The following is an 11,062-nucleotide window of genomic DNA, read 5'->3' as shown; positions in this document are numbered from 1 at the left end:
GTTGCGCAGGTCGCGGTCGTCGCTGATCGCGGCCTGCGCCGTTTTCTCCGTACCTCGTTGACTACGCTGCGTCTACTCTCAGGCTGCCAGGGCGTGCACGGCCGGACCACGGTGCGGTTCGATCATCGTGCCGTCCGGCAGCAGCTCACCGGTGTCCTCGAAGACGATGACGCCGTTGCAGAGCAGGCTCCAGCCCTGCTCCCGGAAGGTCGCGATGATGCGCGCGGCCTCACGGTCGGTGGCGTCGGCGGAGGGGCATGGGTTCAGGTGCTGGCACATCGTTTTACTCCGGTTGGGGGCTGTGTGAAGGTTCACATTTGCGGTGACGAACGTTACCTCACATCGAACGACAACGGTTCAACCCGGTGACGGCGTCGGCTCACGGATCCTCGCCCTCCATGCTCCACGCGATGACGGTTGTCGACCACTCTCCGCGACCCTCCTTCGGTCCTCCGCCGGGTGCTCCGCGCTCCTGCCAAGCCCGTCACCACCCCTTACGGGCGTTTCGATGGTTTCGGGGTGATCCCGGTGACCCTGCCGAGCTTGTGGCAGCGTTCCTCGCCGGCAACGGACTACCGGTGCGGAACCTCGGCCGAACGGATGACAAAAACAAGACGATCGGTGATGGCGCCATTTGCGGGGCGGCACTCTACGTATCGGCGGATGCCGGTTCCGTGATGGCAGGCGGTGTCGTCGGATCCCCGTCCCCGGTTCCCGGCATTCCGGACGTTTACGCGGTCGTGTACGCGCATGTCGCGGGCGCCCTCGCGGTACCCCCGGCCCACCGCTGGCCCACCCTCACCCCGCCGCCCGATGGTGCGGTGACGGATCCTTCCCGGGCGGGTCGCCCGGCGGAGTGGCCCGCCGCGCTCCATCCTTCTCCGGCCGGGGCTCCTCTCCCGCCGCCGGACGCCGCCTTCCCCGATTCCCCCTCGTCGCCGGGGGCCTGGGCGCTCGGATCGTGGCGGGAGAGCTGGACCCGGGCCGATCACGCCGACGCGGTGCAGCGGGTGCGGGAGGCCATCGGGCGCGGTGACGTCTATCAGGTCAACGTCGTGGGCCACGCGTCCGCGCCCTACTCCGGCGACCCCACGGCGGCCCTGCGGCGGGTGGCGGACCTTCCCGGCGCCCGGTACGGCGGCGTCCTCCCCGGCGACGGCTGGGCCACTGGCGGTGGGTCCGAGAGGGAGAACGTTCTGATTGTCCGCGGGCGGTTGGCGGATGGCGGTGGCGGTGGGTCCGAGAGGGAGAACGTTCTGTCTGCCGGCGGGCGGTTGGCGGGCGTCGGTAGCGGTGAGTTCGAGAGGGAGAACGTTCTGTCTGCCGGCGGGCGGTTGGCGGGTGGCGGTAGCGGTGGGCCTCCGAGGGAGAACGTTCTGTCTTCCGTGGGGCGGCAGGCGGACGGCGCTGTGGCGGGCGGGGAATGGGCCATCGCCACCGCGTCGCCGGAGACGCTGGTCGAGGTGCGGGGTGGGCGGGTGATCACCCGGCCGATCAAGGGGACCCGGCCGGCCACCGCGGCGGGGCGCCGGGAACTGCTCGCGTCGGCCAAGGAGCGGGCCGAGCACGTGATGATCGTGGATTTGGAGCGGAACGACCTCGCCCGGCTGCCCGGGACGGGGCCGGTGACGGTGGAGGAGTTGTTCGCCGTACGGCGATGGTGTGGTCTGTGGCAGGCGGAGTCGGTGGTGTCCGCGGACCTGGACCGCGACGTGGGTCTGGCCGAGCTGCTGCGGGCTGTCTGCCCGGGCGGCAGTGTCACCGGTGCGCCCAAGCTGGCCGCTCTCGGGCAGATCGCCGCGCTGGAACCGGCCGGGCGTGGGGTCAGCATGGGTGGGGTGGGCTGGATCGGTCACGACCACCTGGATCTCGGGCTCACCATCCGGACCGTCGCGGTCGACGGCAGCCGGGCGCACGTGTGGGCCGGTGGCGGGATCACCGCGGACAGTGATCCGGTCGCCGAGGTGGACGAGGCGGCGGCCAAGTCGGCGCCGGTCCGGGCCGCACTGTCCGGTTAGGTCGTTCGGCTGCCTCGGACCTCCTGCACAGGGTGCTCATAGCGCTCTCCGAGCCGTCTCTACCGAATGCGTGCCACTGTCGGCAACCGCCCCCACGAACGGGGGACAAGCGCGTACTTTGACCGACGCGCGGCACCGGGAGGCCTCACAGTGGCACCGTCTGTGCCGCGGTGGCTGCAGGAGAGGCGACATCGCGGACATGCTCGAGATACGTGAACATACGCGGACAACGGTTCGTACCGATCGGTCCGGTATCCACATGCAGGTGGACTTCGGCGGCTTCGCCAGCGCCTCGAGTGCCCGCCTGCACAGCAGTGCGTTCCAGCTCTGCCGGGACTGGCACCTGGCCCAGGACCTGACCCAGACCACCCTGGCGAAGCTGTTCCTGAGCTGGGAGCGGGCGGTCGACAGTGACAATCTGACGGCGTACGCGCAAAAGGTCCTTCTTCGCGTCTACCTCGATCACCGGCGGCGCCGCAGCTCCACCGAGGCCGTGCCGGGCGTGCTGCGTGAGCCGTCCTATTCGGTCAGCCCGGAGCTGCGCATGACTCTGCTGGACGCGCTCGCCCGGCTGCCCGGCCGGGACCGGGCGATCGTCATGCTGCGCTACTTCGCCGACCACAGTGTGGAAGAGGTGGCCCAGGAGCTGGGCGTGCCGATCACCGTGGTGAAGAGCCAGACCCGCCGCTCGCTGATCAAGCTTCGGCACATGCTGTCCGGCGAACGGCCCACCCTCTTCGCCTGACCGCGGGTAATGACCGGATAGCCTGTCAGTCATGACAGTCAGGCCCATCCGCATCTACGGCGACCCGGTGCTGCGAACCCCCGCCGACGAGGTCACCACCTTCGACTCCGCACTGCGTGAGCTGGTCCGCGACCTGGAGGACACCGTCCGCGAACCCGGCCGGGCCGGGGTCGCCGCCCCACAGATCGGGGTCAGCCTGCGGGTCTTCTCCTACAACGTGGGCGGCGTCGTCGGCCACATGGTCAACCCGGTGCTCAGCGACCACGACGGCGAGCAGACCGACGAGGAGGGCTGCCTGTCACTGCCCGGCATGGGCTTCGACACCACCCGATCGGAATCGGTCACCGCCACCGGTTTTGACCAGCACGGCGAACCCCTCGTCATCAAGGGCACCGGCTTTCTGGCCCGCGCCCTGCAACACGAGACCGACCACCTGGCCGGCCGCCTCTACGTCGACACCCTCACCGGTGACGTCCGCCGCCAGGCCCTGCGCGAACTGCGCCGTGTCGTCCCCCGCCGATGACGCCCGTCGCCTGGCCGCCGAGTCGCTGGCGGCCGGCGACCCCACCGGCTGGTTCGAGACGCTGTACGCCGCCTCCCGCGCCGGGCAGGCCGTGGTCCCGTGGGACGTGGCCGAACCCAGCGCCCACGTCCGCGCCCTCGACCTCCCACCGGGAGACGGCCGCCGCGCCCTGATCGTCGGCTGCGGGCCCGGCCGCGACGCCGAGCACGTGGCCGCCCTCGGCTATGCCACGACCGCATTCGACATCTCGGCCACCGCGATCGAGCTGGCCCGGTCCCGCCATCCCGGCAGCACCGTCACCTACACGGTCGCCGACCTGCTGAACCCGCCGCAGGCGTGGCGGCAGGCGTTCGACCTGGTCCTGGAGAGCAACAACATCCAGGCCCTGCCGTTCGCGGTCCGGCCGGCCGCGATCACCGCGGTCGGTGATTTCGTGGCACCCGGCGGCACCCTGGTCGTGCTGGCGGCGGCCACCACCCGGGTGGACGCGGACGGCGAGGGCCCACCGTGGCCGCTGACCCGCACCGAGATCGACACCTTCGCCACCGGCGGCCTGCATCCGGTCTCCGTCGACCAGGTGGCCGCCCCGGGAACCTCCCTGCCGACCCGGTGGCGGGCCCGCTTCACCCGCTCACCGCAGGGGTGAATCCGGGACGTTCCGGCGCCGTCGAACCGGACCGGGACCGCATGATCGGTGCGCCCTCTCCGGCTCGACATCAAGAACGGACCTGCCATGAAGCGATTCGGTCTCCTGCTGGCCGCCTCGTCCCTGCTCCCGATGATCGCCACCCCGGTTCAGGCCGCCGGCGCACCCGCGCCGAAGGAGATCTTCCGGAAGTCCGGAACCGGCGACTGGAAGGGAGCACCGGTCGTCATCGCGGTCGCGCCGACATCGGTCTCACTCACGCTCGACTGTGATCGCGGCGAGTTCAACTTCCTGACCCTGCGCTGGAACGGCTACCCCGAGTTCGACATCGACTCGCACCACATCGAACCGGCCGACGGTGAATTCGACGCCAAGGGCGAGAGCACCCTCTATCCGTCCGAGAAGAACGGCTACTGGGAGGTCACCACCCAGGCACACTGCTCCTGGGAAGTGGTGGCCACCCAGGGCTGACGGCGCTTCCGCCCGCGCCGGCCGGCCACCAGAGTGCCGGTGGGGCAGGTGTGTCACCCGGGGGGTGGAACAAGTTCTGGAAGGCTCATTTCCCAAACGGGGTTGATGCTCTTGGATGTGACGTGTGCGCCGAACCCTCGCCCTCGCCCTGCTCGCCGCGCTGATACCGCCCGCGGTGCCCGCCTCCGCCGCCGTCGAGGATCCCGGCTGGACCGCGCCGCTCAGCACCCGCGGACGGTGGATCGTGGACGCCGACGGGGACCGGTTCAAGCTGCGGTCCGGGAACTGGCACGGGGCCAGCGGCACCTGGAACGGCTCCGGCAGTGACACCGACGACGCCAACCATCACGCCGGGGAGAACGCCGGGCGGGTGCCGCTCGGGCTGGACCGGGCGCCGGTCGCCGACATCGTCGCCGGGTTCCGGGCGATCGGCCTGAACAGTGTGCGGCTGCCGTTCTCCAGCGAGATGGTCCGCGACACCCGGCCGGTCGCCGACACGGCGGTCGCCGCCAACCCGCAATGGCGAGGGCGAACCCCACTTCAGGTGTACGACGGTGTGGTGGCCGCCCTCACCGACGCCGGCCTGGCCGTCATCCTGAACAACCACACCACGACCACCCGCTGGTGCTGCGGAGTCGACGGCAACGAACGCTGGAACACCTCGCAGACCGCCGCCCAGTGGGAGGACGCCTGGCTGACCATGGTCCGCCGCCATGCGGGCAACCCCCGCGTGGTCGGCGCCGACCTGTACAACGAGGTGCGCCGCACCGTCCTCGACGACCCGAACTGGGGCTGGGGCAACGACCACGACTGGTTCGCCGCCGCCCAGCGCCTCGGCGACCGGATCCTGCGCGAGGCCAACCCGAATCTGCTGATCATCGTGGAGGGCATCAACTGGACCGGCGTTCCGGTCGACGGATTCGCCCACGAACGGCCCACCCTCAAACCGGTGCGCACCCTTTCGCACACCCTGGCGAGCTCCGGGAAACTGGTTTACGCCGCGCATTTCTACGACTACACCGGCCCCCACCACAGCGGTGCCACCGGAACCGGCGAGACCACCGATCCCCGATACCGGGACTTCAGCCGGGCCGAGCTGTTCCACGTGCTCAACCGGGACGCCTTCTTCGTCTCGGCGGAGACCGGGCAGCACTTCACCGCACCGGTGTGGATCAGCGAGTTCGGGGTGGACGGCAACGCCGGCGCCGGGTCGAAACAGCGCGAATGGTTCGGCTACTTCACCGATTTCCTGATCGAGAGCGATGCCGATTTCGCGTACTGGCCGGTGGTGGGCTGGGCGGAACGGCGTACCGCGAACGGGTGGGGGTTGTTGTTCTTCGACCGGGCCGGCGTCCGCACCGGCATCGAGGTGGCCGGGGACTGGCGGGCCGACGCCTGGCGGCGCCTGACCACAACCGGACGCCAGGGGTACGTGGCACCCGTCGCGTCCCGGTCCATGCTCAGCCCCGACCACGCCGACTTCGTCGCCTCCAACCGGATGCGTGCCGCCGGAGACTGGGACAACGGTGCCCGCAAAGCCGCCTGCCCGGACGGACAGCGCCTGATCGGACTCAGTCACACCGGAAACCGCGGATTTTGTACGAACACCGCTGCGGCCCTGACCTGGAACGGTCATCGGGTGGTCAAGGATCAGGCGCACGTGAGCACCGACTGGGCATCCGGGTACACCAAGTTCCAGTGCCCCGCGGGCGCGTACCTGATCGGGTACTCGGTTCGTGGCGCCGCCGTCTCCAGCGGCCTCTGCGCGGTGGCGACCACCCCGCTGGCCGGGACCGGCCGGACCGTGTGGTTCGACCGGAGCGACAACCGCCCGGCCGGTGATCCGGGCGGCGACTTCGCCGGCGGCCACTACAAGGGCCAGTGCGCCGACGACGAATACGTGGCGGGCATCGCCTGGACCGGCCGGATCTTCTCGGCCAGGACCCCGGACGCGCTCTACTGCCGCGAACTCTGACCCGTTTATCCGGCGGGACGGCCGGGCAGCAGGCCCGTGTGGACATCGAGGAGATCCGGGGCCGGGCCACCCGCCGGATGGGGATCTACTACATCGTGCTCGCGACGCTGTCGCTGCTCCTGATCGCGGGGGCGGCGGTGCTCGGCGTGCGAGCCGGTGGCGACAGCTCCTGGGTCGTGCCGCTCATCATGGCGGCGGGCCTGCTGCTGACCGCCGGGTTGATCGCCGTGATGGCGTGGGTGGTGCGGCGGCGTGCCGGGACGTTCGTCTCACCGCTCTGGGGCCTCGACCACCCCACCCGGCGGCGCATCGTGCGGGCCATCCGCACGGGCGGCCGGCTGCCGCCCGGCGAGCAGGAGCTGGCCGTCGCCGAGGCGACCCGGGTCCGCAAGGTCTCGGTCATCGCGGTGGTGCCGTTCATCCTCGTGATCGGGCTCAACCTGTTCCAGCTCACGTTGCAGATCGGCGAGGGTGTCGCCGGGTGGCGGATCGGCCTCACCGTGCTGACCGTCGCGTGCTTCGGCGCCGTCATCGTCTACCAGGTCCTCTATCACCGGTGGTCGGGCGCGTACCTGGCCCGTTTCGGCTCGTCGTAGCAGCGCGATCACCAGCAGGCCGGCCACGCGGAAATCGGCACCCTGCACGGCGATCACCGGGACGATGCCCAGGCGCCCGGCGAGCGTGCCCGCCACCGCGGTCGCCGGCGGGAGATCGGGACCCCGGGAGGCGAGCGGGCGACCGGGAGGGGGCCCGGAACGCGCTGGCCGGGTTGTGGGAGCGGGTCGGAGCGGACGGTGACGCGCTGCACCGGTGCAGCATCGCCCACTATCCGGCCGATCTGCAGCACGCGGTGGCCGACGAACTGAGGTGGGATCAGCGGGCGCTCGCCGCGGTCACCGACCTGGACGACGCGCGGGCCCGCGGTCACCACGACTCGCTGCGGGTGCGGGCGTTCCTGCCGTCTCTGCATCTGAATCTGGCCGATGCCTGTCAGCGCATGGCCCGCCAGCATCTCGCCGCGGCGGCCGAGCACCTGGAGGCGCTTCCCGACGACGGGTACAAGGCGATGATCCAGGCGGACATCACGCGGGTGGGCGCTTCGTGACCGCGCGGAGCATGACCGCGCCCACCACGATTCCGAGAGCCAGGTGGGCCGTCTCCAGCGGGCCGGACTCGATCACGCCGAGGAGGGCGAACGGGAGTTTCCAGGCGCTCCAGGCCACCAGGAAGCCCGAGGCCAGCCAGGTCACCGTGAGCGGCGCCCAGCGTGGCGGGCCGGGCCGGGTGCGGGTCAGTGCCCACAGACCCCAGGCGCCGCCGAGTGTCCAGAGCGCCGCGTTGCCGGCCTGCAGGCGTTCGCTGGTGCCGGTCACGCCGCCCGCGGCCTGGTAGACGTCGAACAGGATCAGGGCGGCGGCGCCGGACAGGGCGGGGATCGGGCGTACCGGTGCGGGGTGGTCTCCGGCCCGGCCTTCGAAGGCGGCCGGCCAGCGGGCGCGCAGGTAGAGCGGCAGTGCCACGGCCAGGCCCGCGCCCATGCCCAGGAAACTGGCCTGGAGCAGCGGGTACTCCCAGGCCGGCATGGCCGGGTCGGCGCCGGGTGGGGAGATCAGTGAGTCCACGATCGCGTACGGCAGCATCGGGATCAGGAAGCCGCCGCCGATCCAGGCGCACGCCAGCACCGGCAGCGCCGGGATCCGCTCGCCCCACGGCCGGACCAGCGCCAGGGCCAGGGCGATCCCGGCCGCGGCCATGCCGATGGTGACCGTGTTGAGCACCACCGCGCCGGTCGCCGCCGGACTGCCCAGGCCCACCGCCACCCAGGAGACCTTGATCAGCAGGTACGGGGTCATCGCCAGCGCTGCGCCGTATCCGGCCACCGCGCGCACCGAAGCGTCCACACCGGTCAGTGTCAGGGGTGGCGGCTGTGACCCGGCTGAGGTTCGAAGGTCAGGGTGCTGTGGCGGGGGACCGCGCACCACAGCTCGTACAGGTGCGGGTGGTCGTTGATCGTCGCTCTGACCTGGGCGAGAGCGGACGCGCGCCGGGGCCCGACCGGGGTGAAGTCGAGGCCGCTGTCGCCGGTCGGCAGGGTGTGGAAGCCGGCGAAGCGCATCTCCAGGCTGACCTGCCACACCTGCGGGCCGTCGTCGGTGAGCAGGGTCAGCCGGCGGGTGAAGTCGAGGGCGGCGGTGCGGTCGGACCACGAGTAGCGGCCCCAGCGGACGATGAAACCGTCGGATTCCGGGCCGGGGGCCAGGCGATCGATTCCGGTCTGGGCGAACTCGGTGAACGACAGCCAGGCCGGTTCCACGTCGCCCAGCTTCTCCGGGTCCACATGGTGGTTGATCATGAGGCGGTCGAAGATCTCGCGGGGGTTCTCCGGGCGGACGGCTGTCGCGTCGACCCGGAAGGTGTCGCGGCCGCGCTGGTCGGTCAGGCCGTAGCGCAATCGGACCACGACGGTGTCCGCACCGTCGTGGCCGATCACGTCACAGCGCAGGTCCAGGCGCATCGGCATGCGCGAGTACCGTAGAGGGCCCGCGCTGAGCAGGGGCGCCCGGCCCATGATCACGGCCTCGTCGCCGTCCGCCTCGGCGAGATGGACCTCGACCAGGGCCGGCCGGTTCCCGATCCAATCGATCGCCGTTGCCGTCACGTAGTGCACGGGCCGATGGTGCCCTATGGCGGCAAAGTCGATCATCGCGGGGTGGCCGGGTCACAGCACCGTGCAGGCGGTTCCGTTGAGGGTGAACGCGGTGGGCGCCGGGTTGCCGCCGGTCCAGCCGGCCAGGAATCCGACGGTGGTGGAGCCGCCCGCGGCCAGGGTGCCGTTCCAGGCCGCGTTGGTGACGGTGACCGCGGCGCCGGACTGGGTGTGGGCGCCGCCCCAGAGCTGACTGATCTGCTGACCGCCGGTGAAACTCCAGCCCAGCCGCCAGGAGCTCAGGGCGGTGGACCCGGTGTTGGTGATCTTGACGTCGCCCTGGAAGCCGCCGGGCCAGCTGCCGGTGACCCGGTAGGTGACCACACAGGTCCCGGTTCCCGGCGGCGGGCTGCTCGAGGAGGCGCTCGGGGACGCCGTCGAGCCGGTGATCTTGGAGGGGTCGACGACTCCCCAGTACGCCGACTTCGCCTGCAACCGGGTGTCGAACAGCAGCGGCGCGTCCTTGCGGGTCACCGGGAACGTGTCCAGCCAGGTGTTGTCGTCGGCCAGGCCCCACAGGGTGACCGAGGTGATCTCCCCCGGGTACTGGCGGAACAGGGCGAACATGTCGCGGTACACGTACGCCTGCTTGAGCAGCCGGTCCGCCGGCGGTGCCGGGAAGCTCTCGCTGTCGCCGGTGTAGATGCTCACGTCCATCTCGGTGACCTGCTGGTCGATGCCGAGCGGCACGAACTTGTCGAACATCGCCTTGGTCTCGGCGATCGTCGGCCAGTTGATGTTGATGTGCACCTGGTGGCCGACCCCGTCGATCGGCACGCCCTCCGCCTTGAGCTGCTGGACCAGCCCGAACAGGAAGTCGCGTTTGGCGGGCACGTTGGTGTTGTAGTCGTTGATGTAGAGCTTCGCGTGCGGCGCCACCTCCCGGGCCACCCGGAACGCGGTGCGGATGTAGTCCAGGCCGGCCACGGTGTACCAGCTGCTGCGGCGCAGCCCGTCCGGCCGGCTCTCGTCGATCACCTCGTTGACCACGTCCCACACGCCGATGTCGGTGCCGTAGTGGCCGGCCACGTTGCGGATGTGGTTCTCCAGGCGGTCGAGCAGGAGTGCCTTGTCCTCGGCGGTGGCGGTCATCGGCTGCCCGTCGGCGCCGGTGAAGACCCACGACGGGGTCTGGTTGTGCCACACCAGGGTGTGCCCGCGGACGGCGAGACCCTTCGATTTGGCGTACGCCATCAGAGGATCGGCCTGCGCGTACGTGAAGGTGTTCTCGGTCGGCTCGGTGGCGTCCCATTTGAGGGCGTTGCCCGGGGTGACCGAGTCGAAGTGCTTGCTCAGCAGCTGCCCGTGCTCGGTGACGATCTCCGCCCCGGTGATCGCCGCCCCGACCGGGAACTCGGTGATCACATCCTTGACCGAGGGGATGCCGGTCTGGATCGGCAGCGCCGGGACATAGCTGACGGCGACGTCGTCGATGTGGAACGAGCCGGTGGTGGACGCCGTCTCCACATACACCCGCAGGAACTCGACGTCGGTGGCCAGGGTGTACCGGCCGGTCAGGTTCACCCAGGAACCGCTGGTCACCGCGGTGTTGCCGACCACCTGGTCGTAGGCGGCGGTCCCGCCGGTGCGGCGTTCCACACTCAGGCGCGCGTTGTCGGAGCCGTCGGCCATCCGGACCCAGACCGAGATGGTGTACGCGGTGCCCTTCTCGAACACGTCGAGCACGTCGAGGGAGGGCCCCTGCCAGGCGGCGGTGCGCCCGCTGACCAGCAGGCTGCCGGTGCCGCTGTGCGCCTGGGCGGTGCTGTGCGCGACCGTCTCGGCGGCCCGCCCGGCCCAGCCCTGGGCGGTACCGTCCTCGAAGTCGCTGGTCAGAACGGTGATCGGGTCTTCGGCGGCGTTGGCGACCGCGGCGATCGTGGCGAGGGGGAGGGCCACGATCAGGGCGGCCAGCAGCCGGGGGAGAGCGCGCATCCGCGGGCTCCTTCGGGGAAAGGGTCGGGGATAGAGCGACAT

At 70.8% G+C, this 11,062-nt stretch carries 11 protein-coding genes and 2 pseudogenes; 9 read left to right on the top strand and 4 right to left on the bottom strand.

All coding sequences use genetic code 11. The features are described from left to right. Positions 1 to 78 precede the first annotated feature (78 nt). A complete protein-coding gene (locus tag ACQ0O7_RS13775; protein WP_092543581.1) occupies positions 79 to 279 on the bottom strand; it encodes a DUF5999 family protein in 201 nt (66 codons plus the stop codon). Between the two features lie 668 nt (positions 280 to 947). Between ACQ0O7_RS13775 and ACQ0O7_RS13770 the strand changes: the two are divergent. The 9 genes and pseudogenes from ACQ0O7_RS13770 to ACQ0O7_RS13730 form a co-directional block, all read left to right on the top strand. Continuing rightward, positions 948 to 1,172 (top strand): annotated as a pseudogene (locus ACQ0O7_RS13770) (anthranilate synthase component I family protein); the annotation flags it as partial. A gap of 105 nt (positions 1,173 to 1,277) precedes the next feature. Next, a pseudogene (locus tag ACQ0O7_RS13765) lies at positions 1,278 to 2,018 on the top strand (chorismate-binding protein); the annotation flags it as partial. Between the two features lie 259 nt (positions 2,019 to 2,277). Then, positions 2,278 to 2,763 carry a sigma-70 family RNA polymerase sigma factor gene (locus ACQ0O7_RS13760; protein ID WP_430782424.1) on the top strand — a complete coding sequence of 162 codons (486 nt, stop codon included), beginning with the start codon at positions 2,278 to 2,280 and terminating at the stop codon, positions 2,761 to 2,763. A gap of 31 nt (positions 2,764 to 2,794) precedes the next feature. Continuing rightward, positions 2,795 to 3,286 (top strand): peptide deformylase, encoded by a 492-nt coding sequence (gene def / locus ACQ0O7_RS13755; RefSeq protein ID WP_430782423.1) that lies wholly within the window; start codon positions 2,795 to 2,797, stop codon positions 3,284 to 3,286. Next, positions 3,267 to 3,932 carry a class I SAM-dependent methyltransferase gene (locus tag ACQ0O7_RS13750; protein WP_430782422.1) on the top strand — a complete coding sequence of 222 codons (666 nt, stop codon included), beginning with the start codon at positions 3,267 to 3,269 and terminating at the stop codon, positions 3,930 to 3,932. Before def ends, ACQ0O7_RS13750 begins: the two co-directional genes overlap by 20 nt. 87 nt (positions 3,933 to 4,019) lie before the next feature. After that, positions 4,020 to 4,403, top strand: a complete 384-nt coding sequence (locus tag ACQ0O7_RS13745; RefSeq protein WP_430782421.1) for a hypothetical protein — start codon at positions 4,020 to 4,022, stop codon at positions 4,401 to 4,403. Between the two features lie 124 nt (positions 4,404 to 4,527). Then, positions 4,528 to 6,378 carry a glycoside hydrolase family 5 protein gene (locus tag ACQ0O7_RS13740; protein ID WP_430782420.1) on the top strand — a complete coding sequence of 617 codons (1,851 nt, stop codon included), beginning with the start codon at positions 4,528 to 4,530 and terminating at the stop codon, positions 6,376 to 6,378. 38 nt (positions 6,379 to 6,416) lie between these two features. Next, on the top strand, positions 6,417 to 6,974 hold the full coding sequence (locus tag ACQ0O7_RS13735) for a hypothetical protein (RefSeq protein WP_430782419.1): 558 nt from the start codon (positions 6,417 to 6,419) through the stop codon (positions 6,972 to 6,974). 173 nt (positions 6,975 to 7,147) lie between these two features. Continuing rightward, entirely contained in the window at positions 7,148 to 7,483 is a 336-nt protein-coding gene (locus ACQ0O7_RS13730) for a hypothetical protein (protein WP_430782418.1), read from the top strand. Here the strand turns inward: ACQ0O7_RS13730 and ACQ0O7_RS13725 are convergent. From ACQ0O7_RS13725 to ACQ0O7_RS13715, 3 genes are read right to left on the bottom strand one after another with little or no spacing between them, the layout of a single operon-like run. Further along, on the bottom strand, positions 7,461 to 8,279 hold the full coding sequence (locus ACQ0O7_RS13725) for a hypothetical protein (protein WP_430782417.1): 819 nt from the start codon (positions 8,277 to 8,279) through the stop codon (positions 7,461 to 7,463). The two genes, ACQ0O7_RS13730 and ACQ0O7_RS13725, sit on opposite strands and share 23 nt — an antisense overlap. Before the next feature lie 11 nt (positions 8,280 to 8,290). After that, a complete protein-coding gene (locus ACQ0O7_RS13720; protein WP_430782416.1) occupies positions 8,291 to 9,046 on the bottom strand; it encodes a hypothetical protein in 756 nt (251 codons plus the stop codon). Between the two features lie 51 nt (positions 9,047 to 9,097). After that, positions 9,098 to 11,020 (bottom strand): endo-1,4-beta-xylanase, encoded by a 1,923-nt coding sequence (locus ACQ0O7_RS13715; protein ID WP_430782415.1) that lies wholly within the window; start codon positions 11,018 to 11,020, stop codon positions 9,098 to 9,100. Positions 11,021 to 11,062: the final 42 nt, after the last annotated feature.

Source organism: Actinoplanes sp. G11-F43 (assembly GCF_050589265.1).
Classification (GTDB): domain Bacteria; phylum Actinomycetota; class Actinomycetes; order Mycobacteriales; family Micromonosporaceae; genus Actinoplanes.
Note: the sequence above shows the minus strand (reverse complement) of the source record. Positions and strands in the feature narration are given on the sequence as shown.